This window comes from Pelagicoccus sp. SDUM812002, assembly GCF_031127835.1.
Lineage (GTDB): Bacteria > Verrucomicrobiota > Verrucomicrobiia > Opitutales > Opitutaceae > Pelagicoccus.
The window spans coordinates 477,512-503,137 of the sequence record NZ_JARXHX010000001.1 but is presented as its reverse complement, the minus strand read 5'-3'; the positions used below and the strand labels follow the sequence as shown (position 1 = coordinate 503,137).

Genomic DNA, 25,626 nt, shown 5'->3' with positions numbered 1-25,626 from the left:
TAACTACAAGCTAACAACATTGTTGACCTGAATATGATAAAACTACCACCTGGAAAATATAAATCCACCGGAGCGATTCTTGCTACGGTACTTCTGCCCGCGATTGGCTATGCTCAATCCGGATCAGGGAACGAGGAAGAGGACGAGGTCTTTACCTTATCTCCTTTTGAAGTCTCTGGCGAAGCAAATGGCGGCTACTCCACTCAAGCTACGCTCGCGGGTAACCGCTTGAAAACGGACCTCAAGGACTTGGGTACCTCTCTGTCTGTTTACAACGACCAGTTCTTGGACGATATCGGCGCTACGGATAATAGCACTCTTCTCAAGTACACTTTGGGTACGGAAGTTGGCGGCGTTTACGGCAACTACTCGGGTTCGGGTGGAGGAACGAACCCTAATTCCAATGCGTCACTCAGTCCGCAGTCCACTAACCGCGTTCGCGGATTGGTGGGAGCGGACAATACCCGCGACCTATATCTCTCGAGTATCCCTTGGGACGGATACAACGTCGACGGCGTGGATATCCAGCGCGGTCCGAATGCGATCCTGTTTGGACAGGGCAGCCCCGGCGGTGTGATCAACACCCGCATGAAGCAAGCGAGTTGGCAAGATTCCAACGAAGTTTCAATTCGCTTTGACGAGTATGGCAGCATTCGCGCTTCGGTAGACGTCAACCGTGTGATCATCGAAGACGAACTCGCGGTTCGCTTCGCGGCAGTGGACAGCCGCACGAAGTTCAAGCAGGATCCAGCGTTCGACGACATCCAGCGCCAGTACTTCGCGTTCCGCTACGAACCGAGCTTTCTCGCTTCCGACAACGCACGTACGATCCTGAGGGCTAATTACGAAATGGGCGATGGCGAAAGCAACCGTGCGCGTAATATGCCTCCAAGAGACTACATCACACCTTGGTTTACGGAATTGGACAAGAACCTCTACGACGTGGCTTGGGGTAACGAAGGCAACTGGCAGATCCCAGGTCGTGGAGCCGCTGCGATTCAGGATTATGCTGATCCACCCAATCCAAATCCGAACTACGTAGATCGGATCGGTAACAGCACAAATGGTGCAGGTTACGCAGGCTACTATGGCGGTTCTTTCTTCTTTTACATGCCAGGAGAGACAGAACCGACTTTGGGACTGACGCCGAACGCGGTTGCATACCTCGGTCGAGGAGCTAACGGAGATCGCGATGGCAACATCGGTGGCTTAGCGGATGGGAACCCTCACGGAATCGGTGGTTACCGCGAATATGCCCAGTACCAGGGGCTTCCGTTCGCGAGCTTGACCAAGGACAAGTTCCTTACCGATCCGAGTGTATTCGATTTCTACAACTACCTTATTGATGGCGACATCAAACGTGAGTGGCAGAACTTCGATTCTTTGGATCTCTCCCTCAGCCAGACGTTCTTTGGCGACACTATGGGCTTCGATATCGGTTACCACAAGGAGAGCTACCTCTCTGGCGGTTACAACCCAGTTTCGGACGCGATACAAATCGACGTAAACAGCCGTTTCGCCGATGGTACGAATACCCCAGAAACCGGATGGTACACTGATGGTACAGTGAATCCGGGAGCAGGTCGTCCTTATGTCCGTCTTGGCAATGGCAAAGGCGAATCTACTACGGATCGCGAAAGCTGGCGTGCGACTGCGTTTGTCTCCCACGATTTCGACAAGGGTGACAACAACTGGCTGACCCGCTTGCTCGGTAAGCACACGATCACTGGGATGGGGTCGAAGGACAACTACCTGAACACGGGGCAAAGTTGGCAAAGCAGCACATTTGTTGGCGACTACTATAACCTCGGACAATTCGAAGAGATCAAGGCTAACAACGGTCGATTCTGGGCGGATTTCGTTCCATTGCGGAACGTTTACATCGGGCCGAATCTTCAAGGTGCGACCTTAGGTCAAGATCTTGGAATTCGTCCCCCTTCGGTCGCCCCTCAGTACTCGGATACTATGACGTTGCGCTACTTTGATTCGACTTGGAATAAGCCTACCGACCCGACAGCGGCAGGGTATGTGGATCCGGGAGCCATCTGGTATAATCAAGTGACAGCAGGAACGGAAGGTGGTCCAGTCGAGTCCACGCAATCCGAAAACCCAGCGAACTATGTTGGTTGGGGCACTCGTGAAGTGCGGCTCATGACTGATACGGACCCGCGCAATCGCGACGCCCTAACGTCGAGCCGTTCTTGGGATGACCGCTACAACGAAGCCAGTGCTATCGTTTGGCAAGGCAAGCTATGGGATGGTTCGATCGTGGCGACTGCTGGTATTCGTAACGACGAAGTCGGCCAAGTTCGTACCACTTGGGAAACTGATGACTCTACGACTTACGCGACGGAGATTCCTCTCAATATCAACGAAACAGGTCCGTTCGAGGAAGAGTCCAAGAGCTGGGGCGTGGTCGGTCATTTGAACGATCTCCCGTTCCTCGGAGAGTTCGTCGACAAGCTACCCGTAAACGTTAGTGTTTCGTACAACAACTCTAACAATTTCCAGACGGGTCAGGTCTTCGTAGACTATTGGGGCCAACCATTGCCGCTCCCTGAGGGCAATACCGAAGACATGGGCGTTATGGTTGCCACCAAGGACGGTAAGTATTCGGTTCGAATTAACAAGTTCGAATCTGACGTGAAGAACAACGTCGGAACCGATCTCTCTTATTGGCTCTACGGAAACAACCTGGGTATCTACGCCCAAGCGTATCACCAAATTAAGAACAACTACGAGACGCGTGGTGCTCCAGGAAGTATCAAGCACGGTGATGGCATCATCAGTAATCTGCCGGTCCCGGCGGATGGCGAACCACAGACCAAGTGGGATGTCGATTATCGTCCTCTCGATGGGCAGACATTGGCGGAAGCAGAAGCTCTGGAGATTGCGGTTATCAACGCTTACGACCAATGGCTCGAAGAGATGGCGCCGTTGCCGCAGTTGATGGGCGAGGCATGGAGTTTCGCTTGGGATGGATCTGACTTTACCGAGCAGGCTATACCATTCCGCTTCACCGACGACATCAAGGCAGAGGGGTACGAGCTCGAGTTGCATGCGCAGGTTACCGATAACTGGCGCCTCACCATGAATGCTTCACGCATCAAGTCGTATCGCGACAACCTTGGCCAAACCGTGTCTCCAGATGGCGAGATGACGATGATCGACTATCTGCTCGATTTTAACGATCGCATGAACACTACCGCGATGGGCGACCTCCGTATCTGGGGAGCTGGTGGCGGTGCAAACGCTCGCGACAACTGGAATGGCTACGCAGATGGCGATATCAAGGCGCGTTTGGCGGAAGAGGGTACAGTAGTACCTGAGAATCGTCTCTGGCACGTCAACTTCGTCACCAACTACGACTTCAGTGACGGCAAGTTCAAGGGCTTCAGCGTCGGTGGTTCCGCTCGCTACCAGTCGGCTTCTACCTTGGCCTACAAACCTTACTACGATGTCTCGGAGTTCACAGGTGCAGAATTCCTCGCTTATGATTTGGACTCGCCGTTCAAGGATGACTCTCAACTAGACTTCGACCTTTGGTTGGCTTACGGCAAGCCGATCTTCAATGACAAGGTCGATTGGAGGGTACAGATGAACATCTCCAATGTGGGAGTGGGCGACGAACTCGTACCGATCACGGTGCAGCCGGACGGCACGCCAGCTGCCTACCGCATCAAAGCTCCACAACAGATATTTATAACGAACACGTTCAAGTTCTAGTCTGTCTTAGTTAGTTGTATTTGCATCGCCCCCGGAGCTATCCGGGGGCGATTTTTTTGTCCATTGTAACCCTCTGAGATACGCTCACGACATGACGTTCAGTGTACTATCTAATGTTGCGGATTTGGGTGGATTTCTGTTCTTGGAAGGTAAGCTAGTCCTGCGATTCGATGCAATGAATACGCTAATACCCGAAAAGGCTAGTGCGCTAAAACTGAGAACTTAATTTCGGATCTGCGAATCCTGAAATTTAAGAAATCCCTATTGTGATCGTGTGCTCCCGGAGAGCTATCGCCGTTGAGACTATGGAACTCGGAACGAAAACAGGTTTATAACGCAAATCTGAGGAAGTTGCAGGCTAAGGGATAGGAGCGAAAGTAGAAAACTTCCTTGTGCCGCGATTGATGCGGGAGGATCGTGGCTCAAGTTCGCTATTCAACCAAGAGTATTCGAGAGCGTGTGCACGTAGAGCAAAATAGTGATTCGACAAAAAAAAGGCCCTGCCGAAACAGGGCCTTGAAGTTGGTGAAAGTCTACCAGCTGGCGATAACTCTAGCAGTGCCATAACTGCCTATTGTGTATACCCCAATTGAGCGATAGATAATGACAGTTCGACCCGCAGGAGCGGTTCCGCTATCGTTATCCATAATATATTCTCCAGAGTAAATACCTTCTACATAGGCATGAATCGGACCGCTACCTTCGAAGGCTCTTGCGGTGCCTCCTATGTCGCCGCCTCCGTAGATTTGAGCGGTGAATTGCGTTGAAGCGGTTGTGTAGAAATAGTCGGTTCCACTTTCAGCATTGTTCCAATTTGCAGAGTTCGACCAGTATTGGCTACCCGCGAATAGTGACGAGGTTAGGATAATTGCGAGTGTGGGCACTAATATTTTGAGTTTCATATATTTTTGGTTGGATGTGTGTTTTTGTTTTTTCCGTGACTTGTCATGGAAGAGAGTTACTGGAGGGTCTTGGGCTGGATCTGACGAGGTGGCGATATTCCGTATTTTGAGAAATCGATCCTGCTTTGCATCTGTAGTCGTACAATTCGGTCTGGTAATGCCTCGATGGCTTCGCTTTTGAACTTATTTTCGAAAAGTGTTTGCTCAAGCTGGCTTCTTGTTTCGCTCATGGTGAAAGGTCTCGACTTACTAACGCCTTTCTTTCTGAAAACCGCGAATTCAGCGTTCAATGCAATCGGCAGCGAGCATTCTTCTTCTCTGAGTGATGCAAGTAGCTGAGTTGGCATACCGTAGTAGTGAGAACCATCTTCAATATTAATATGTATATTTTCATCAATACGATTGGGCAGTTCGCCTCGGAGAATAGAATCTGGGGATTTGTGCACTTCGAGATTTCCCACTATTTCCAAGACCTTAATCTTACCTCCGAATCGTGTAGTGAAAGCGTTTTTTAGGGTCTCATCTGAAGGGGGTGGTCTCTTTCTTCTTTGCTGATTCTTGTAGTGCTCTAGGATGGAATTGTTTTCAAAATTCAGTCTGTCTTGTTCGAATTTAGAATTGTAATGAAAACCTGGAGACAATGTGATTCCGTAAAGAAGATTCGAAAGAGTATGTTGTTCGATTTGGTAGTTTAGGTCAGATTCTGTCGTGATTGGTTGGCGAAGTATTGCGCTGTTTAACGAGTCAACGAATTGTTCGATAGAGACCGAAATGTACGCCTTGTTCGACCTGTATGAGAAGAGGGTATAGTCTTGGATAGAAGAGTTTGCTACCTGGCAGATCCCGTTTCCAAGATACTCGATTGAATCGAGAAAGAGTCTTTTGGATTTTGGGAATGTTTCTAGTTCAGATTCGGCGATCATTTTCCGGGAGAACGCTTGAATCGCGACTGAACGCTCGATGAAGCGAGCGTATTCAGCCAGTTCTTGGTCGCTCTGATCTGCAAAGACGGGAGAGTCCGCATCTTTGTCTAAGACTTCGAAATAGAGCACTGAATCACGGCTCCTGATTGGGCCATAAAACTGGCCGATTTCAGCGGCTGAGATCTGATTTCTGAATTCCATAAAGGGATGATACGGCCAGCTCAGGACAGTGTTGGCCGCGTGAGCCCCAGTAGTCCCTAGCACGCTACGCTCAAGCGGTACTGAGCCTATGATGAGGTCCTTCAGGTGTTGTGAGTCATACTCGCGGGCGTTCGCCGACGGCAGTTTAAGGAAACTGCCCGTGACGCGAGTCGATGCGTCCTTTCTCAGTTCGATTAGGTTTCTGGGGTTAGATTCACTCGGTTCAACAAGCTTCTGGAAGACCGGGCTGTCGTCTTGAAGGAGCATATACTTTTCCATAGCGACAACGCCTTGAACGACCTCGCGTTTCTGGTCCCAGCCTTTTGACCTAAGTTCAGCAATGAGCGCCTGATGGGAAAAGAACTGTATAAACCAGTCAGATACGGATTTTTTGTCATTGGCGTTTGGGTGCTTTCCGAATTCGAGGTTAAAATTCTTATCGACGATGTATTGGGATACTTCGTAGTCGGAAAATTTGAGCGCGATCGAAAGATCGACTGAGCTGGGGTCAGTTGTGAAGGCGCTCGATTGAGAGGTTATAGCAAAGGACGTGACTACGCAGGTGCACAGCACTCGCATGGACCTTGAGGGTAACATTCTAAGAGTTGGTTGGAGCTGGTTAACGGGGACTACCGAAATTGGCGGTCTAAGTAGATGGATGTAAAAGCATCGAATGATTTATCATCTAAAATCACGGCAGCTTCTCTGAGGAAACGCTCATCGAAGGTGACAGACTCTAGCGATTCAGGAGATTGAGTGTCAGATTTTTGTGAAGTGAGTGTTCGTTGCCCGGTGACTGCCTTCTGATATGCTCTTGCAATGGACTCTGCAGTCTCTTCGCTGAGAGGAATTCTCTGGGCCTCTAGTTGGCTTCTAATTGATGGCAACGTCTCACGGAAATGGATTGAGGCTAAATAGGAGTCGTAGCTTTCCAGGTCTTGATTCGAAAGGATTTCCGAAAGCCGTTGTCTGTTTGTTTCTTCGATACGATGAAGGTTTTCAGTGATCTCTTGGCTGATCGTCGGTGATGAGAAATTAATAGTATGGGATAGAAGTTTTCTTTCTATTTCGGTCTCTGAAAGCACTGATCTGACTAATGCGACCTGCTCGCCGCTGTATCCATCCAATGAAGACAAAAAGCTAGCGAATCGAACATCGCTGTCTATCACAGCCTGCTCCGTAATTGACTTTATAGACTCGTTTTCCAAACGAGGATCATTATCTAACTCGGGCTTGTGAGCCTCTTGGTTCGGCGTGTACGCGGGCGTTTGAAAGTTGGGGATGGCTCTGGGCGTTGGCTCCGAGGTGTTTGTGTCTTGGAGTATCTCGGGTTGATCGTCCTTTTTTGTTCCGCGAAGAACAAATGAAGAGAAAATTATAGCGACAAAGCTTGTTATCAGTAGAACCCGAATTCGCATCGATCAGTATTGTTTTGGTATCTCTGAAAGATCATTGGATGCCTACGGCTAAGACGTTTGCTGCTCTCGGTAGGCGCTGGGCGTCAGTCCGAAGTGTTTGCGGAATATGCGGAAGAAGTTGCCTTGTGCTGATATACCGACTTGGTCGGCGATAGCGGATACAGTTAGGCTAGAACATTCCGAGAGTAAGCGGGAGGCTTCGTTCATGCGCGTTTGCTCGATGAACTCACGAATGGTGCAGCCTTTTTCGCTGCGGAAATCGCGCTCGAGCTGGCGACGGGATATGTTTAGTGACTCAGCCACCGAGCAGACACCGAGCCCTGGGTCTGGATAGTGGTTTGAGATGAAGACGAGGGCTTGGGCCACTCGTTGGTTTTCAAGGTTCGAAATTGCTGTGCTGTCCCGGGCCTCTACTCCTGTCGGAGAAACGTGGATGCATCGGGAAATATCTGTCTCGTCCTTCAGCGCTTCGTCAAGCAGCTTTGCAGCCTGGAACCCCAGCTCTTCGAGGTTAGGGTTGATGCTTGAAAGGGTGACCGGTGCAGACTCGCATTCGGCGGTTTGATTGCCGACTCCGAGAATGGCGAGATCTTCGGGCACACGTGTTCCAATCTCTCCTGCGAGCTCAGCCACTTCGATTGCCAGGCTATCGTTGGAAGCGAAGAGTCCAGTGCGTCCCTCCAGATTTTCAAGGTTCTGGATCATGACTTGCCTCCACAGGATCCAGTCTCGGCACGGAGCTGAGCTGGTTTCCAAAAGTGGCGGGGCAAACTGTCGGCAGGAGAAGCCACGATCACGAAGATGCGAAAGGAAGCCCATGTACCGAATTTGGTTGGTTTTATCCTGCCCGTATGGGAGCCAGGCAAAGTTGCGACAATTTCGGTTTATGAGGTGTTCGGCTGCTAGCCGGCCGATCGCAAAGTTGTCGGCCTGTACCTTAAGGCCGCTGGCAAGGTCGTCGCAGAGACTGGCCGTGACGCGTGGCAGGTTCCTCGAACCCGGTGTTTGCGAGTCTAGGTTCGGCTCCGGAAGGTACTCTATGACGCCATCGCCAAACCATGATTCGGACCTGTTTCCGCTTTGCAGTAAATCGGTTGTCAGCTGCCAGTTTTGTTTCTTGGCATAGCGAATGATGCCTTGGAGAAAGCTAGGTTGAGCTGTTTGGGAGGAGACCCAGACCTTCGTTTGGCGGTTCGCGTTGCGATGGGCGTTCGGAATTTTGAACGGAATTGTCCCGGCGGCGGCGGTAGTCGGATCAGCCGGAGATCTAAGGTTGACCTCGATGTGGGGCATCGGGCTTGAGGGATGAGCGGAAAGAGTAGGTGGAGCACTGTTTGCGTTCATGGGCTGGGGAGGGAGGGGTAGATTGCAAGTCGGGCGTTCGCGTTTGAACGACCGTCGTTATTGGACCGTTTGGAGCTCACCTAGGTCAAGCTGCTGTTGGCAAGTAAAACGCTATAACCTGAGACATAGTCACCTTAGCGCGTTTTTACGTTTTGATTCGGTTTTGAGTGTTCCCTCCGAGAAAACCGAGGGTTCCTGACTCGGCTTTTAGGGCTTGTGTCGCTGTTCATCTTTTAGAGCAATGTTCTCGTTGCTGTGAGTCTGTTGCTCCACCTTGCTCGTTGGCTTCACTTCCCGTTGCTTCGGACTAGCTCAATTTTAATTTTCGGCCCCCTACCTGCTATGCCAAATGGACATACACTCATTGTTAATTCATTTTTATCGCGTGTCCTGCGAGCCACTTGCTCGATGGTGGATGGGATGAGACGTTTTGAAAAGAGGCGGCTTTGCAATTCGCTTTTCCGGCGAATCTTTACGCTGGCTGCTGTATCAGGAATTTGGATAAATCTGCAAGCCAGCGAATCGTTCACGATTGACGGTGAACGCCTCTATAACTCTCGAGCGATCGGAGAAGCGGTACGCGGTGAGCCATGGATCACTAACGTGAAAGTCGCCGACTTGGATCAAGACGGTTTGCAGGATATCCTCGTTTGCGATGGCAGGTTAAATCGAGTTACTTGGGTTCGCCAGCTGCAGAACGGAAATTTCCAGGAGAGTGCGTTGGGCGATACGATTGCAGGGCCGGTGCAAACGGAGGCGGTTGATTTCGATGGAGATGGTGATTTGGACATCCTTGTTGCCTGTATGGGTATCGTAATTCCCACCAACGAACGAATCGGATCAGTAGTCTACCTCGAAAATCGAGGCGAAATGGGTTTTACCCAACGTACCTTGATCGAACTTCTACCGCGCGTCACCTATGTCAGCGCGGGCGACCTCAACGGCGATCGAAGATTGGATCTGATCGTGGGGATGTTCGGGTTTGTGGACGGAGAGATTAGCTGGTACGAAAACCTCGGTGACTGGAAATTTGAGGGGCATTCCATGCTGGAGCTATCTGGAACGATTCACTCTCCACTATGTGACATAGATGGCGACGGAGATTTGGATGTAGTGGCCCTCGTCTCGCAAGACTGGGAAGAAGTTCATGTGTTCGAGAATGATGGCAAAGGTAACTTCTCGGGCGAGGTAGTTTATGGCGCTCTGAACCAGAATTTCGGGAGCAGTGGACTGACCGTTGCCGACTTGGACCAGGATGGAGATACGGATATTGTATTCACCAACGGAGATGGGCTCGATTACGCCACTCCGGGGCCAAGGTCATGGCACGGGGTCCAATGGCTGGAGAATAAGGAAGGTGGAGCTTTTGAATACCACCGCATAGCCGACATTCCCGGCGCCCACAGCCCATTGGTCGTCGATCTCGATGGTGACGGGGCAAAGGATATTGTGGTCGTGAGTGGCTTCAATGATTGGACTTTGGATACAGCGGTATCAATGGTGCTACTCAGACAGGTTGAAGGAAAGAGCTTCGAGGAGGTTATTCTCGGAAGGCAGCCAACCCATCTTATTTCGGTGGACGGCGCTGATTTCGACCAGGATGGCGAAGTCGAGTTGGTGACTGGCGCCTTCATGTATTACCCGCCATTTGACCACAAGAGCCGTGTAACGCTTTGGGAAAGTGGACCCAATACGACGGGAGAGGTGAAATGAAAACGAATCGAAGTGGAATCCTATTGGTAGCGGTAGCGCTATGGTGGGCGTTCGCAGCTTCGACTGGGCTTCAAGCGACGGAGATTTCGTTCGAAGAAGCACTTTCGTTACCGGAACGGATCGATCGACTTCCAGCTCTGCAGTATCAAGTCGAACAGCGGCTCGATCTGCTGCGAGAGGATCCCACGAACGAGGAAGCTATTCGTGAACTCGCGTACCTCTATCACGCCAATGGTTTCGTGGATAAGGCGACTGCCATTTACGACTGGCTGATCGAGCGAAGCGAGAGCGGGGAGAAGAGGGCGAGACTCTCCTACCTTGCGGCAGACGCTGTGAAGGAAAAAGGCGAATTGGTAGCGGTCGAGCAGTATTTGGAAATGTCGACCAGCGATTTTCGTCAGTATCCGCTAGCCTTCGCTCGATTGGGTGAAGCTGAGTTGAAGTCGGGGGACCTTGAAGAGGCGGAAACGCATTTCCGCGCTGCGCTCTCTCAGGACGAGGAGATTTCAATGGCTCGCCTAGGCGTTTCCCGAATTCATGAGACGAGAGGAGAACTGGTTTCCGCCATGCGGGAATTAGAAACGCTTCTCTCGTATGAACCTGACAACTACAACGCCCAGGCTTTGATGGTGCGCGTCCTAGCCCAGTTGAAAGAAGACGATCAGGTTTTCGATCTGGGTAGCGCTTTTTCGCGCTCGAGGATGCCTCCAGTGGAAGACCTATGGGTCGAGGTGCTCCGAGACTACATGTTCGATCCGCAGCGGCTAGACTTTATCTTCCTCGATTACTTCACTGTAGGCGACTACGAACGGGCGCTGACCTACCTCGATAGAATGCAGGAGATCGATCCGGACAATGCTCGCTTCTATCGCTATCGCGGTACGGTTTTGATGGAAGAGGAACGTTTCGATCAGGCGAGCGTCAATTTTCGCAAAGGTATCGAACTGGGTGGCGACGATGCCGAATCTTATCCTTTGCTGGTTCAGTCTTTAGGTCGAGGAGGCGCTCCGGACGAAGCGGAGGCTGTGGCGCGGAAGGGTTTGCAAGATAGCGAGCCCACTGCTGCGCTGCTGCTCGAGCTCGCTCGGCTACTGGTGGATCGCGAGGCGAACGCCGAGGCGATGGAGGCTTTGTCGAAGGCACATGAAATTGATCCTTACGATGTCGAAGTCCTTCTGCTACGGGCCAGAGTCGGCATGTGGCTGGACTCTCCGGAAGAGGCTAAGCGAAGCCTCGCTATGGTACGTCAGCTCGCTCCGAGCGATGCGGAGAAGCTGGTGCGAGCTGCTCTCGTATTTATGGAAGCGGGAATCTTTGTTGACGCCTTGCCGCTCCTAGAAAGAGCAGTGAAGGTGAAACCTGGATACAAGGATGGGGTTGAGCTTTTGGCGGATGCGCATCTGCAGATCGGAGGCAAGTTACTAGCTGCCGGAGATGGCGAAGCTGCCCTAGCGTCTCTTGATCGATCTTTGGAGATATTGCCAAACTCGATCGAAACTCTGATGACGAAATCCCAGCTGCTCATAAACATGAATCGCTTCCAAGATGCGGAACGTACCATGCGGCAATTGATCCAAAACGGGGCGGTGAATCCTACCATCCTCCTCATTTACGGTGACTTGCTTTATAAAAATGGTCGCCCTGATGAAGCGCGTGCAACATGGCAGCGAGCTTTAGATGGACTCGGTACCAGCGAGCAACCGAAGGGCATTAGGGCTAACTTGCTGAAACGGCTCAACTCGTAGGAGCGAGGCGGTAAGGGAACTTCCGCAAGAGAAACGGAGATGGTGGTAGCGCGGACGACGTGGCAGTCGTCCCTCCATAGATCTGGTGTCTGCTTGGACCGGTTCCACCCGGTCCGTGCAACGCCGGAAAAATGCTTCGCTATAGCCTAGGTTAGACCTGTAAATTGACCTTTTCCGACTTGAGTCAACACGGTCGTTTAGGAGCTAATCAGTGCCCCACTCCTTTTGTTATTAACCCAACCCATCTCGGCTCTAATTGAGCGCTCGGGTGAGAGGGTAATCTCTTTGTTCCCCATACCATGAGCTTTAGAACCCTCGCTCTTTTCCTGTCACTATCGATCCCTTTGCTGGCTTATGCCCCCGCGCTGCTTGCGTGGCAGTCCGACAATGGAGACGGCACTTTCACTAATCCGGTCCTTTATGCCGATTATCCAGATCCGGACATCATACGCGCTGGAGATGATTTCTACATGGTCTCCACGACCTTCGTCGATTCGCCGGGAATTCGTATTCTGCGGTCACAAGATCTCGTTAATTGGGAAATAGCGGATCACGTGGCCTTGGAGGTTGATGGCGGTTCTTCTTACAACCTCGACGGCGGGGAGGCTTATCGAGGAGGTTTCTGGGCTTGCAGTCTGCGACACCACGACGGGACCTTTTACGTCTTGGTAAACCCGACCTTTGGCAATGCCCGCCTCTACCACTCTAACCAAATCGGAGGCGAATGGCAGTACCACCAGCTCGATCGACCGGCCTACGACCCCGGTCTGTTTTTCGATGACGACGGAACGGGCTACATCGTGACGGGCCATTCGGAAATGACTCTCATGCAGCTCAGTTCCGACTATTCCAGCGTCGTCGCTCAAACGAACAACATTTTCGACGCAGGCGGAGAGGGAGCCCACGTTATAAAGCGGGGCGAATACTACTACGTCTTCAACGCTAACCCCGGTGTATGGCCGTTTCAACTACTCTGCTCGCGGGCGAAGAGCTTAACGGGTCCGTGGGAAACGGGGAGAGTGGTCCTAACTGCGACCACGGGCGGACATCAAGGCTCGGTAGTCGAGCTGGCTGACGGCAGTTGGATGGGATTCGTGCATCAGGACAGTGGTGCGGTGGGTCGCATGCCCCGTGTCGGCCCGGTTTTTTGGGAAAGCGATTGGCCGATTTTCGGAACCGAAGCAAACCGTGGTGAGATTGCGGATACGGTTCACAAACCGATACTTGGAAAAGCCATCCAACAGCCGGCTACATCGGACGATTTCTCTTCAGCGAAGCTGGGAATGCAGTGGCAGTGGAACCACAATCCCGATGGTGCTAAATGGTCTCTGTCGGAGCGGACTGGATACTTGCGCTTGAGGCCGCTTTACGCTGACGGATTTTGGACAGCCAAAAACACGTTAACTCAAAAAGGGCAGGGGCCGGAGAGTCACGGTATTGTCAAGATTGACGTGAGCGGTCTTCAGCCAGGCGATCGAGCGGGTATCGGCACGCTCGGTAAGGTGAACGGAAATATCTACGTGAAGGTCGACAGCCAAGGAAACAAAACGCTGGGTTCAGGGATGGAACATCGGGGAGTGGGGTCCCATGACGGGGCGGTGCCAATCCCGCTGGAAAGCGATACGGTCTACCTCCGCGTCGACTTGGATTTCGTAGAGGAGCTTGGTATGTGCTCCTACAGCTACGATGGCAGTTCTTGGACACGGTTCGGAGGGATTTTCACGCTCGGTTTCGATATCACCCATGCAACCTTCCAAGGACAGAAATTCGCCATCTTTTGCTACAACACGGAGACGGAGAACAGCGCTGGGTATCTGGATGTGGATTCGTTTACTTTTGGCGACACAGCGGAGCAAGTTGTGACGCAGCGCGGATGGGCGGTCTTGAACGAGGAGGGCACGACTTTCGTTGCGGATAACGGTCAGCTCATCCGTGGTCCCTTCGCTTCAACCGAATGGGGCGAACCACCGCCGCGAGAGTATTTGGCTGAGCTAAAAGAGCTAGGATTAAACGCAGTCCATCTGTATGGAGAAGTCTTCGATCCAGAGTATCCTGCAGAGGGTAGTCAAGGGCCGGGGTACTCTGCTTCCCGAATCGATAGCATGGTTGAGATGACTCGGGAGCTCGGTTTGTATTTAGTTGTCACCATCGGGAACGGCGCGAACAACGGGGACTACAATCGCGACTACATAATCGATTTCTGGGATTTTTACGCTTCTCGCTATGCAGCGGAGTCACACGTGATTTTCGAGATCCAGAACGAGCCGGTGGCTTGGTCGCCTCCTTACTCTCAGTCAGTACTCGATATGGAGGTCGAAGCGTACAATACCATTCGTAGCCATGCTCCGGATACGCCGGTGTTGCTTATGACCTACGCGGTCTTGTCGAATTGGAATGCTGCCCTGAGTGACCTCTCGAAGATACATGACGATATCGATTGGAGCAATGCCGCAGTAGGCTTTCATGGTTACGCGGGGCACGAGGAAACGCCACCTGCCTTGGAGAAGATACTGGAAGCAGGCTACCCAATGTTCATGACGGAGTTCACCACATCCGAATGGGGATACAGTTTGGACCACATCGATCTGGAGATGACCGCAACGCTGGAACGCCTCGGGATATCATGGCTCAATTTTCTTCATGTTCCGCCCAACTTCATCAACGAAGCGATTAGCGACCCGACCGCTTATTCAGATATCGTCAATCGGTCTGGTCTAGGCTGGGTCCCGGACTACGGTGATTGGCCGGTGCAGCGTGGCGTGTTTGGGAATGACGGACTACCGCGAGAGACTGCTAGTCAATGGACCAATAACAGGCTGACTGGAACCCTTCGCGTGGAAGCAGAAGACTTTGATACGGGAGGCCCGGGCATCGCCTACCGAGACGGTGACCCCGCGAACAAACAGGGCGGGTATCGAACTGACGAGGGTGTGGATATCCGAAGCGTTGGTAGCGGTTTCGCTGTAACTTCCACCGAGTCCGGTGAGTGGATGGAGTACACCATCTTTGCGAAGGAGCCCGGGCTTTATAACCTGAAATTGCGCTACGCATCCGACGTATCGAATGCGAAACTACAAGCTGGTTTTAACGGCATTGACGCGACAGGAACTATCTCGGTACCGAGTACCGGAGGTTCTAGCAATTGGGGGACCGTCGAGGTGGAGGTATTCCTTGACTATGGTCAGCAGAAGGTCCGGCTTGCGGTAGAATCTGGCGAAGTCGATTTGGACTGGTTCGAACTGGCTCCAGTTTCTGACGGGCCGATAACCGATGGGACCTATCGATTTTTGAATCGTACGAGCGGCATGGCAGTTGGTTTGGATTTGAACACGTACGAGCTCGTTCAAGAAGAGTACGAGGGATCGGCCCAGCAATGGAAGCTGACGCACCTGGGAGCTGGAAACTATCATGTCACTTGGGCGAACCAGAGCTTGAACTGGAGCGTTGGTTTGGAACAGAATAACGACGATCCCGTGGAAGTGGTGCCATGGACCGATGTGGCGCGAAACCGACGGGTGTTGATCACTCCCTCGAGCGACGGCTACTATCGATTCCGAAGTGCGGTAAGTGGTTTGACGGTTATGCCAACGGACTCGTCGGTCGAAGCTGACGCGGCCGTGGTGCAGTACGTTTACGATGGTAGACCGAGTCAATTCTGGGCGATTCAGTCAGGCTCAGGTATCGCGTTTCCCTTAGGATTGACAGTTGATACCGTAGAGACGGGGAACGAGTTGACCTGGGCTGAGACGGAGGGAGCTACAAGTTATAATGTAAAGCGTTCACCTGTATCCAGTGGACCGTACATCGTCGTTGCGTCGGGTATTTTGCAGACGAGCTATGTTGATACGGACGTGAAGGAAGGCGACGAATGGTTTTACGTAGTGAGCGCGCAAGTGGGCGGTGCCGAAAGTTTGGAAAGCGCCGAGGCGAAGTCCGATCCGCCGCTACTCTACGCGAGCTTCGACTTTGATTCATCGAGCGGTACCGCCGTAGTTGATAGTTCGGTGAACGGGTTTGATGGGTCGTTGGTCGGAGGCGCGACCTGGGCTGACGGACGTGATGGAAACGCGATTCATCTCGATGGCAGTAATGGGCATGTGCTTCTGCCGGAAGGGATCGTTAGCGAGCTTACGGAGATGACAGTCTCTACTTGGATGTACCTTGACGAGCGTCACTTTTGGTCGCGTATCTTCGATTTCGGTTCAGGGACAGGCAGCTACATGTTCCTGACTCCCAATGGTGGAGACGGAACGGTCCGTTTCGCTATCACGAACGGGTCAGGAGAACAGGTGGTAGATGGCACGGAGCCCTTGCCTACGGGAGAATGGTTACATATCGCGGTCACGATTGAGGGGTCGCTAGCGATACTCTACGTAAATGGAGAGGAAGTAGGCCGAAACGAAAGCATGTCCCTCACGCCGGCAAGTTTGGGAGAGACAACCCAGAATTACATTGGTAAGTCCCAATGGCCAGATCCGTATCTCGAAGGGCGAGTCGATGATTTTCGCATCTATTCCATCGCTCTCGATGCCGCGGGCGTCGCCGAACTGAACGAAGAGATACCGCGGCCGGCGATTTCCGATGAGGAGTTGCGAGCGGTGAGTTTCGAGTTCACGCAGGAGCGGCTAAGGTACATAGTTAGCGCAACAGTGGCAGGACGCCGATTCCAGATCGAATCCAGCGATACGCTTTTGGATGCAGATTGGGCACCGGTAGGAGAAGCGGTGCTGGCGACCGGTGACACGCTGGAGCTGAGCTGCGAGCTGGATTCCGATAGTCCAATACGATTTTATAGACTTCATATCTTGAAGTAGTATTCGTCGGCCTTAACAGTCTGGAACGAAAGACTGTTCGCCCCCCGATACACTCACTAAATCTCCGACGAATAATGCTTAAAAATACCCTAAGACGTTCCCTTTCAATATTAACGTGCTTCATCTGCTCTCAATTGGCGTTCCCCAACGTCTCGTTGCTTAAGTACGGGGAAGCCGGCCAGTTCGAGCCTCTCTCGGAAGGCCTCCCCATCGGAAACGGCAGCTTGGGTGCCTTGGTCATGGGACGGACCGAAGAGGAGCGGATCGTGCTCAATCACGACACGCTCTGGGCTGGGGGACCTTACGACCCGAGCTACGAGGAAGCAGGGGACGTCCTTCCCGAAATCCGTGAACTGATTTTTCAGAACAAGCACAAGGAGGCTCAGGAATTGGTGCAAAGCTCTTTCATGGGCAAGCCGATGGTTCAAATGAGCTATCAGGCTATGGCCGACTTGCTGGTACGCATACCCGGACACGACCGCGTGGAGAACTATCAGCGAACTCTTAATTTGGACGAGGCGATCGCGACCGTGACATACGAAGTAGATGGGGTCCGTTTCACTCGTGAGCACATTGCGAGTGCTGTGGATGGTGTCATAGCAATCCGGATACGCGCCGATCAACCTGGAAAAGTCGACCTCAGCCTACAGTTTGTCTCTCCGCATGAGCGTACTCGCGGCGAATACTGGGTGGACGGTTTGCGTATTTCCGGTCGAAACAGCGAACGCGCGGGAATCGAAGGGGCTCTGAGTTGGAGCGCGGAAGCAGCGGTACAAATCGATGGCGGCTGGGCCATGCCTGGGGACGGTTATCTCAAGGTGCGCGATGCCAATAGCGTGACGATCCTTATTGCCGCGGATACGAGTTACGTGAATTGGAATGATGTCAGTGGGAATCCGCGTCAGAACAATGCGGATACGCTAGAAGCTGCCAACCAATTCAGTTTCACTGAAATCAACGAACGGCACTTGAAAGACTATCAGGATCTCTACGGTCGCGTGAAATTGAACCTAGAGAGCTCGAAACCGGAATTGGCTGAGCGTGATACCGACGCTCGTATCGCTAGCTTTTCTCAGGACCGTGATCCGAAAATGGCAGAGCTCTATTTCAACTTTGCCCGTTACCTTTTGATTTCCAGTTCGCGTCCCGGCTCGCAACCGGCGAACCTGCAGGGTGTCTGGAACGACAAGCTTTTTGCACCTTGGGACAGCAAGTATACCATCAACATCAATACGGAGATGAATTACTGGCCAGCTCAAGTAACGCAGCTCGGGGAGTGCGTGGAACCGCTCGCCATGCTCTTGCACGAACTCAGCGAATCGGGACAGCGGACCGCAAAGAAGCACTACAATGCATCGGGCTGGGTAACGCATCACAACACCGATCTCTGGAGAGCTTCCGCACCTATCGACGGAGTTTTTTGGGGCATGTGGCCCATGGGTGGAGCGTGGTTGAGTCTTTTCCTTTGGGAGCGTTACGAGTTCACAGGGGACGTCGCAACGCTGGAAGCCGACTATCCCGTGCTCAAAGGAGCTGCTCAATTTTTCTTAGATACGTTGGTAGAAGATCCAAGAACTGGATACTTGGTCACAGTGCCCTCTAACTCTCCGGAAAACGGACATCACCCCGGCGTCTCAATCGCTGCAGGCCCGACCATGGACAACTCGATCTTGCGGGACCTCTTTTCGGCGGTCTCCACCGCCAGTCAAATATTGGGTGTAGACGCTGACTTCCGCGAGGAAGTCGAACGTACCGCCGACCGGTTGCCACCGTTCAAATTGGGCAAAGCTGGACAGCTGCAGGAATGGCAATTCGACTGGGACCTCGACGCTCCGGAGATGGGGCACCGCCACGTTTCCCATCTCTACGCTTTGCATCCAAGCAATCAGATCTCGCCGGTTCTCACGCCGGAGTTGGCTGCCGCGGCCCGCAAGACGCTGGAATTGCGCGGCGACGAAGGGACGGGCTGGAGCTTGGCTTGGAAAGTAAATTTCTGGGCTCGCCTGTTGGAAGGCGACCGCGCTCATGACCTTTTGCGTCTCTTGATCAGCCCGGGCTTTTGTTACACCAATATGTTCGACGCGCATCCGCCCTTCCAAATCGACGGGAATTTTGGCGGAGCCAGCGGCATCGTCGAAATGCTTTTGCAAACCCACCTCGTAGATGAAAATGGAGATCGGATCATCCACCTCTTGCCAGCGTTACCAGCAGATTGGAAAGCTGGTTCCATTCAAGGATTCCGTTCCCGTGGCGGCTTTGAAGTGGATATGAAGTGGGAGGGTGGAGAGCTCTCCAACGCCAAAATTCGTTCGCTTCGTGGTGGAGCAGTAACCGTTCGCCTCGGCGGAGAAGCGCGGCGATTTGCTACGCAAGCAGGTGAATCGATCGAGCTGCAAGGATCTCTCTAGTCGTCATTAGCTGACGTGTCGCGGAGCTCTGGCGGCGTACTCTGTATTTCGATATCAAATACGCCGCGGAAGTTTCTCTCCATTCTTTCTGCTATGCCCTGAGTCTTTGGGTCATTTTTTAAAGCTTGGACCCAGCTTCGGGCTCCTTGGGGATTGACCGTGTAGATCCGCTTAAAAAGCTCGTCTAAGGCGGCATCCGTGGCAGGACTTTTTTTTGTATCCACAAATTTAGCTCTTTCACTGTCTCGCTCCAAGGTTCGATTGTAGGCTTCGACAGCCTCTGTAGAAAAAACGATCTGCAACGAAGGGTTGTCTAAGGAAGCCAGCCATTCGATTGCAGCGGCTGGGTCTTTTCGGATGAGCAAGTTTGCAGTGATTGAAGTCAATGCTGTGGCCGGGAGCTTCTCTTGCTTTACAATTTGTTCGCTGGCTTCGATAAGTCTTTGAGAGTTGCCGCGCTTGCTTATCGCTCGCAGCAAAGCGCTTGCTGAACGCTTTGATTCTGAGCTATCGTCGAGCGTTTGGATTGTCGCAGATACGGCGAGCTCCGAGTCGTTCATAACCCAATTATCGTAAAGGAAATGAAGACGTGCCAATTGGGCCTGAGGCGATTCTGCATGTTTCCAAATCCAGTCCAATGCCATTACCGGATCTGCAGTTCGTAAAGCCGTGCGAACCGAGTTTTCGTCAACAAGCTGAGCTCCGATAGTCGATCTTAGCTCTAGTACTCTAAAAGGGTTCTCACTCGCGATATGGGCGAGCAGCCAACGTCTCTCGAAGCCTTCGAGTTGGCTCAATACTTTCGAAGTTTCGTGTTCGTCTAGGGAAGCAAATTCTATTCGAATATGGTCGAGATAGTAGACCAACTCTTCTGAGGACATTGAGCTAAGCCAATCGCTGTCGTCGATCGAGCTTGAAGCGTTTGTTTCCAGCTCGGTTGAATTGGATGTTTCGGTTTGGTTACTTGCGGTGTATTTAGATGATGAATACGTATTGATGGAGGTTGCTGAAAAGCCGCGTCGCAGCAGGGTGCCTGCCTGATAGGACACAAAGGTTGTCACGCTCGCTATGAACACGGTTGCTGCTACTGTCCTCACTTTTGCCATGCGTCTATTTCTTGCATCAACTGCGTCTTTACAGGGCCGTCAGGCAAGTCGCTTAGGGCGTTCAATGCTCTCTGTGCTCGATCTCCTCCCGCTGTTGTTTCATCGAGCAACAATGTGGCTGCAGCGCGTGTGATTGGCGAGTTTGGAGGGAGATCTTGAAGGTATTTAAGAGCGGATATGGGATTCTCTAGATGATACATTCTGAAGAAAGCTGGCTGCGCCACTTGGCTGAGCATTTCCTCGGACTTTATCGAGTCTAGCCAAGGAGCAACTGTAACAATGCCTCCATCGTGCGAGCGGGCTCTGAGCAGCAACTCTCCGATATCGATTCTCTCGAATAACCCAAAGTTAGCTTCCGCAAATCTGGTGGCAGATTCGGAATCGGCTTGGGCCCAACCTTTCATAATTTCTCGAACATCGGTATCCCAGACCGTTCTGCCGTTTGAGTCGTCTGCAACTTTTGTGCCTTCGGGTATTGTATGGCCAAATTCGAGAGAGGAAGCTGAGGTCTCGGGGAGATCCTCTGGAGGAGTATTAGCCACGAGATACCACTCCATCGCGGTTGAGCCTTTGCTTTCGCCTAGAACCTGTAGAAGCAGGTTTCGCAAGCGAGGGGTAGAGCTTTCGATGTTTTTATCGACTAACTCCAGAGTTCTTTGTGGCTCTGAAAGCATAGTTCTACTCAGTAGGTATTCGAAGTGTTCGCGCTGGTTTTCAATGAAGACGCCGAGAAGCCTGTCTTCGTTGAGTAGAGGGATAGCTCGCCGGTCTTCGAGTAGATTGCTTAAGAAGGTGTCGCCAGCGTTGTTTATCGTTTCGCTCGTAAGAGTACGGCTTTCAGAGTCCTGAGCGTGACTCGTGGAGGGGAGCTTCCGATAGGGGATTATCTCAGAGTCGTCTGGATTCAAGCGAGATTCGCTCAAGCCCCAAGCTAAGCCCGCGATAATAGAAACCGATAAAATAGCGGTGAGATGATACTTATCCAAGGCAACGGAATTCTTGTTTCGCAAAAGCTACTTCTTTCTTTATAGCTAGTTCGATGAGTGTGAATCGTAACATCTAGCCTTGATATCCGCCGCAAAGGTAGTGTGGTTGGCACGCAGATTCGAGGGTGCATCCCCAAACCTCGATCTCTTGCATACCCCCGAATAGTGGATCATATTCCCAATAGCTGTATAGGTAGTGGTATGTCGGCGACATGATGCAACGGTTATTTCCTACGCACTCAACCCAGCTTGACCCACATTATGAATCTGCTTTGGCTTGGGGGTTAGGTAAGCTAAATAAAGCGACCGAAAGTAAACTAAAAATTAGGTATAATTGTCTCATTCCAATTGATATGATTGCTAGGTGTTGGGGGGGCGATGAAAAATAACTATTACTATAGTAATGGTTTTTGCATAACTATTCTAAGCCATCCCTGTACCGTTTCATGAGTTCGGAGTATCGAATGCCAACCACTCCTTTGGATGATCAAATCTAAGCCACGTTCAGCTAAGTTGGAGGAATGTCACGGATCAGGAAAAAAACCTTTGATACAAAGGTTCGGTGATGTGGTTGCTATCAAAGGATCACTGGAGAATGCTCGTATCCAGAAATAACGATACGCACGAGATAGTTGATGCCTTTTCGCTAGAGCTGCCTCAATTCTCTTCTGCTTCCATTGTCTCGACCACTTCGAGTTCGCCCATCTTGATTTCACCAGGAAGCAGTCCGCGCTTCAATCGTTTCGTCTCGGTACCGAAGAATTGCGAGGCGGCTCGGGCCATGTTTTCTAACTCCTCGTCGAATTTTCGGCCTTTGGCCCGCATGCTGAAGCGCGTGATCCAAAGTATATCTTTCTCCTTGTTTTCAACGAGCTTTTTGAAGTCATAGGCTTGCAGGATTACGAAGTAGCGATCCATCTCGATTTCGCCAATGAGGTCGTCCATGACAAGTCGTTGCGGTCCGCCCAAAGGATCGTCGAAGTAGTACTGCGAAAGTTGTGGAGCGAAACCAAGCAGCTGCGCGTTGTAGTCGTTGGCTTGGCGGCGGGCTCGCTCCGCCATCGATTGGATGGCCAGCGTCATTTCTAATTCAGATACGGATTCGGATGAACCCAAGGTGACGGATCCTGCGCTTTCCGGCTCGATCTCAATCGCGTTGATTTCATTGAAGGAGTTGGTAATTCCGTCGAGAGCGGTCTGCTTGAAGCCGTCGTGGTAGGGAATCGTTTTTCCCCAGTTCACAACGATCATGAGATCCGTATTGTCGGGGTTGCTCTCGGGGATGAAGTTTTGGCGATGAAGGGCGTTGGCGAGTATCTCCGCCATCTCGCTGACGCTGAGCGCTTCGAGCGACTGGTCGCGGTCGGTTGGGTCGAGCATCTTGCCGATGGCGAGAGCGTATGTTTGCTCCTCCCATTGACCGTTGGGCAGCCTCTGGCGTTGGTATTCCGGACTGACGATGGAATGGGCGATGGTTTGGCGAGGCTTTTTAGTCTTTTCAGCCTTGGCCGTATCTGGGTTTGCTGAGCTCGCTTGGGCAGCGACCAAAAAAATAAGGCACAGTAGTCGTATGGATTTCATTAGTCTATTGGGAAGTAGGTGCGCTGTTACGGTCTTCAATGCTTTCGAGCATGAGGGAAGCGACGCCTGCGGGGTCTTCCTGCTGGGCTACATGGTGTCCCGGGAAGGTGCGGACCGTCCATCCTCGAGCTTCGGCTCGTTGCCAGCTCCCGTCACGTTTAGCTCGCTCCTCCGCTGATTGGTCTGCTGGTACAAAAGCCACGTAAGTCACCGGTAAAGTAAGCGCGGCAGGGTTGTCGTACGAGACGCGGGAGGAGAACGTTTTCACGGATTGCGGGGCGCTGTGCGGTGGGCTAGTGTCCGCTTTTACCCAAGGTACTTGCAGCATTCCATTCTCGACGTTTGTGCCTTCCCCGGGCCCGCCGAAGAGGTCGTAGAGAGACATGCCATCGTCGGGCACGGCAGCGTCGAGGTAGATGACGTGCTTAATGCGTTCTGGAATCCTGTCGATGACGCCCGTTATCACCATTCCTCCGTAGCTGTGTCCCGACAGGACTACATCGTTCAAGTCCTCGAAGAGAATGAGGTTCACGACATCCTGTACATGGGTTTCCAGATCGATCTCCGGACTGGCTAGGTGTATCCGCTCCCCTAATCCGGTAAGAGTGGCCCGATAAACGGTATGGCCTTTTTCGAGCAACTGCGCGGCGGTACTTTTCCATTCCCAGCCGCCCGCTGTTGCTCCATGTAGAATGACGAACGTTTCCTTTCCGGTGGCTGAACGAGCGAGTGTTGGGAGCGCGAAGAGGGCTACCAATGCGAGAGCGAGGCGAAGATTTTTCATATTGACGCAGGGTACTTTCGGGATGGATAGGAAACTTGCGACTCGGTTTGAAGTTGTCAGCATTTTATAGGGCAAATGATAACTATAACTTAAGTTATAAAATTTGGCATTTAACTCTACTAACTAATACTTGATCCGAGATTTCGAGCTCAGGAATTTATTCTCAGTAAAGGTTCTTCAGATAGTTAGAAATTACGGAAGGGTTTGCCTCTGACTAGAGAGTTATTATAGCCTAGGCTATAGAGTCGAACTTTGTAGTTTGTATTTGTATTCAGATAGTCAATAAACGGTGGTTTAGTGTTGTTGCCCGCAACTCTATTCGCATAGAGCCTATACGTATGAATTTAACTCCGTTTGTGCCCTTGTCTAGCGTTCTGGGAAACGCTCAAGAAATTCAAATGCATTCTTTTTAGAGCAGACTGTAACGCAATCTGACACAGTGATCTGTTATTAGAATCCGTGTCTGGGCTTACCAATCAATCTTATATAAATTTACGATACTCCTAATTATGATAAAAGAAAATCTCCAGAGTCTGTTGATCTTAGCGGCAGCAGGCGCGATCTCCACTGAAGCCCTAGCGGACTATCCAATCGCTTCGCATCGTTATTTGGCCGATCCGACGTCGGTGGTCACCGAGGACCGCGTATACATCTATTGTTCGAATGACGACGAGAGTCCACTGGAAGGAGGCTACAACATTCCGAACGTAGTTTGCGTTTCCAGCAGCGACATGAAAAATTGGACTGATCACGGGATCGTTTTCGACGCGGAGCGCGACACTTCTTGGGCAAAGAAAACGTGGGCTCCCGCAGGAATAGGTCGTAATGGAAAGTTCTACCTTTATTTTGGAAATGGAGGTGCGGATATCGGCGTTGCCGAGGGGGACAGTCCGATCGGCCCCTTCGAGGATGTTCTCGGCAAGGCGTTGATCACCCACGGCACCCCAGGTGTACAGCCGGCCAAAAACATGTGGCTCTTTGATCCTGGCGTATTCATCGACACCGACGATCAGGCCTACATTTATTTCGGCGGTAATGGCGACGACAACGTACGCGCCGCGAAGCTAAAGCCGGATATGGTAACCATCGATGGGGAGGTGATCAAGATGCACGCTCCCAATTTCTTCGAAGCTGCTTGGGTTTACAAGATCGAGGATACCTACTATTTCACTTACTCGACCACCCCCAAGGCCGAGATGCGTATCGACTATATGACGAGCAAGCATCCTACCGAAGGCTTCGAGTACGCAGGCATCGTAGCGGACCAACCACCGCTCAACCATAACAACAACCATGCCGCTGAGTTTAAGTTCAGGGACAAATGGTACCACGTGTACCACAACCGCATCGTGGCAACCGAGGCTGGGATTCCTACAGGGTTTCGCCGCAATATCGCTCTCGAAGAATTTGGATACGATGAGGAGGGTGCCATTATTAAGGTCGAGTACACCACTGATGGCGTAGAGCAAAACGGGCACCTCGATCCATACGTCCGAGTCGAAGGTGAAACGTTCGCCGCTCAGAGCGGAGTCGAGACTGAGCCTTGTCCAGCCGGAGGTATGAATCTCACGGATACGCAAAATGGGGACTGGATTAAACTCGCAGGAGTTGATTTCGGAAGCAAGGGAGCTCGCAAGATCTCCGCGAGCGTCCGAGGTGGGACGGTCTCGAGCATGATCGAGATGCGGCTAGGTAGTTTAGACGGCAAAGTCGTAGCGACGCTAGACGTTGCTCCAGGCGCTGACTGGAAAACCGTCGAGGGCAAAGCCAGTGGTATTAAGGGTATTCATGACCTCTATCTAGTGTTCGATGGTGGTGAAGGTGAACTCGCCAAGCTGGATTGGTGGCAATTTGGCTTGAAGTAGCTTAGCCCTACACTGTCTAACTTTAGAACGACAGACGTCGCATTTGCGTTTCTGCGGCACGACGTCTTGCATGAGGCGTATCCGCTTTCGATTATCCTCGATCGAAAGTG

At 51.9% G+C, this 25,626-nt stretch carries 14 protein-coding genes; 6 read left to right on the top strand and 8 right to left on the bottom strand.

Annotated elements, in window-relative coordinates; genetic code table 11:
- Positions 1-33: 33 nt before the first annotated feature.
- Positions 34-3,726: a TonB-dependent receptor plug domain-containing protein gene (locus tag QEH53_RS02040; protein WP_309021451.1), complete on the top strand. Its 3,693-nt coding sequence runs from the start codon at positions 34-36 to the stop codon at positions 3,724-3,726.
- A gap of 533 nt (positions 3,727-4,259) precedes the next feature.
- On the opposite strand, the gene QEH53_RS02035 is transcribed toward QEH53_RS02040, so the two are convergent.
- The 4 genes from QEH53_RS02035 to QEH53_RS02020 are packed head-to-tail and all read right to left on the bottom strand — an operon-like array spanning position 4,260 to position 8,514.
- Positions 4,260-4,628: a hypothetical protein gene (locus QEH53_RS02035; RefSeq protein WP_309021450.1), complete on the bottom strand. Its 369-nt coding sequence runs from the start codon at positions 4,626-4,628 to the stop codon at positions 4,260-4,262.
- A gap of 56 nt (positions 4,629-4,684) precedes the next feature.
- A complete protein-coding gene (locus QEH53_RS02030; protein ID WP_309021449.1) occupies positions 4,685-6,349 on the bottom strand; it encodes a hypothetical protein in 1,665 nt (554 codons plus the stop codon).
- A gap of 32 nt (positions 6,350-6,381) precedes the next feature.
- A complete protein-coding gene (locus tag QEH53_RS02025) occupies positions 6,382-7,170 on the bottom strand; it encodes a hypothetical protein (protein ID WP_309021448.1) in 789 nt (262 codons plus the stop codon).
- A 48-nt stretch (positions 7,171-7,218) separates the two neighbouring features.
- The gene (locus QEH53_RS02020) at positions 7,219-8,514 is read right to left on the bottom strand and encodes a substrate-binding domain-containing protein (RefSeq protein WP_309021447.1); all 1,296 of its coding nucleotides are present in this window, start codon (positions 8,512-8,514) and stop codon (positions 7,219-7,221) included.
- A gap of 420 nt (positions 8,515-8,934) precedes the next feature.
- On the opposite strand from QEH53_RS02020, the gene QEH53_RS02015 reads away from it, so the two are divergent.
- From QEH53_RS02015 to QEH53_RS02000, 4 genes are all read left to right on the top strand, one after another.
- Positions 8,935-10,227, top strand: a complete 1,293-nt coding sequence (locus tag QEH53_RS02015; protein WP_309021446.1) for a VCBS repeat-containing protein — start codon at positions 8,935-8,937, stop codon at positions 10,225-10,227.
- Entirely contained in the window at positions 10,224-11,972 is a 1,749-nt protein-coding gene (locus tag QEH53_RS02010) for a tetratricopeptide repeat protein (RefSeq protein WP_309021445.1), read from the top strand. Before QEH53_RS02015 ends, QEH53_RS02010 begins: the two co-directional genes overlap by 4 nt.
- A 299-nt stretch (positions 11,973-12,271) precedes the next feature.
- On the top strand, positions 12,272-16,786 hold the full coding sequence (locus QEH53_RS02005) for a family 43 glycosylhydrolase (RefSeq protein ID WP_309021444.1): 4,515 nt from the start codon (positions 12,272-12,274) through the stop codon (positions 16,784-16,786).
- A 134-nt stretch (positions 16,787-16,920) separates the two neighbouring features.
- Positions 16,921-19,194 carry a glycoside hydrolase family 95 protein gene (locus tag QEH53_RS02000; protein WP_309021443.1) on the top strand — a complete coding sequence of 758 codons (2,274 nt, stop codon included), beginning with the start codon at positions 16,921-16,923 and terminating at the stop codon, positions 19,192-19,194.
- Here the strand turns inward: QEH53_RS02000 and QEH53_RS01995 are convergent.
- The 4 genes from QEH53_RS01995 to QEH53_RS01980 all read right to left on the bottom strand — a co-directional run bounded on the left by QEH53_RS01995 (position 19,191) and on the right by QEH53_RS01980 (position 23,651).
- Positions 19,191-20,300, bottom strand: a complete 1,110-nt coding sequence (locus QEH53_RS01995) for a hypothetical protein (RefSeq protein ID WP_309021442.1) — start codon at positions 20,298-20,300, stop codon at positions 19,191-19,193. The two genes, QEH53_RS02000 and QEH53_RS01995, sit on opposite strands and share 4 nt — an antisense overlap.
- A complete protein-coding gene (locus tag QEH53_RS01990; RefSeq protein ID WP_309021441.1) occupies positions 20,288-21,310 on the bottom strand; it encodes a hypothetical protein in 1,023 nt (340 codons plus the stop codon). Before QEH53_RS01990 ends, QEH53_RS01995 begins: the two co-directional genes overlap by 13 nt.
- A gap of 633 nt (positions 21,311-21,943) precedes the next feature.
- On the bottom strand, positions 21,944-22,867 hold the full coding sequence (locus tag QEH53_RS01985; protein ID WP_309021440.1) for a hypothetical protein: 924 nt from the start codon (positions 22,865-22,867) through the stop codon (positions 21,944-21,946).
- A 4-nt stretch (positions 22,868-22,871) separates the two neighbouring features.
- Complete coding sequence (locus tag QEH53_RS01980; RefSeq protein ID WP_309021439.1) at positions 22,872-23,651, bottom strand: alpha/beta hydrolase; 780 nt, start codon at positions 23,649-23,651, stop codon at positions 22,872-22,874.
- Positions 23,652-24,160: 509 nt separating this feature from the next.
- Between QEH53_RS01980 and QEH53_RS01975 the strand changes: the two genes are divergently transcribed.
- Complete coding sequence (locus QEH53_RS01975; protein ID WP_309021438.1) at positions 24,161-25,516, top strand: glycoside hydrolase family 43 protein; 1,356 nt, start codon at positions 24,161-24,163, stop codon at positions 25,514-25,516.
- Positions 25,517-25,626: the final 110 nt, after the last annotated feature.

What these genes read in the sequence shown, in the direction of transcription:
- QEH53_RS02040 (WP_309021451.1), top strand. Translation starts at nt 34, where the DNA reads ATGATAAAACTACCACCTGGAAAATATAAATCCACCGGAGCGATTCTT.
- QEH53_RS02035 (WP_309021450.1), bottom strand. Translation starts at nt 4,628, where the DNA reads ATGAAACTCAAAATATTAGTGCCCACACTCGCAATTATCCTAACCTCG.
- QEH53_RS02030 (WP_309021449.1), bottom strand. Translation starts at nt 6,349, where the DNA reads ATGTTACCCTCAAGGTCCATGCGAGTGCTGTGCACCTGCGTAGTCACG.
- QEH53_RS02025 (WP_309021448.1), bottom strand. Translation starts at nt 7,170, where the DNA reads ATGCGAATTCGGGTTCTACTGATAACAAGCTTTGTCGCTATAATTTTC.
- QEH53_RS02020 (WP_309021447.1), bottom strand. Translation starts at nt 8,514, where the DNA reads ATGAACGCAAACAGTGCTCCACCTACTCTTTCCGCTCATCCCTCAAGC.
- QEH53_RS02015 (WP_309021446.1), top strand. Translation starts at nt 8,935, where the DNA reads ATGAGACGTTTTGAAAAGAGGCGGCTTTGCAATTCGCTTTTCCGGCGA.
- QEH53_RS02010 (WP_309021445.1), top strand. Translation starts at nt 10,224, where the DNA reads ATGAAAACGAATCGAAGTGGAATCCTATTGGTAGCGGTAGCGCTATGG.
- QEH53_RS02005 (WP_309021444.1), top strand. Translation starts at nt 12,272, where the DNA reads ATGAGCTTTAGAACCCTCGCTCTTTTCCTGTCACTATCGATCCCTTTG.
- QEH53_RS01995 (WP_309021442.1), bottom strand. Translation starts at nt 20,300, where the DNA reads ATGGCAAAAGTGAGGACAGTAGCAGCAACCGTGTTCATAGCGAGCGTG.
- QEH53_RS01985 (WP_309021440.1), bottom strand. Translation starts at nt 22,867, where the DNA reads ATGAAATCCATACGACTACTGTGCCTTATTTTTTTGGTCGCTGCCCAA.
- QEH53_RS01980 (WP_309021439.1), bottom strand. Translation starts at nt 23,651, where the DNA reads ATGAAAAATCTTCGCCTCGCTCTCGCATTGGTAGCCCTCTTCGCGCTC.
- QEH53_RS01975 (WP_309021438.1), top strand. Translation starts at nt 24,161, where the DNA reads ATGATAAAAGAAAATCTCCAGAGTCTGTTGATCTTAGCGGCAGCAGGC.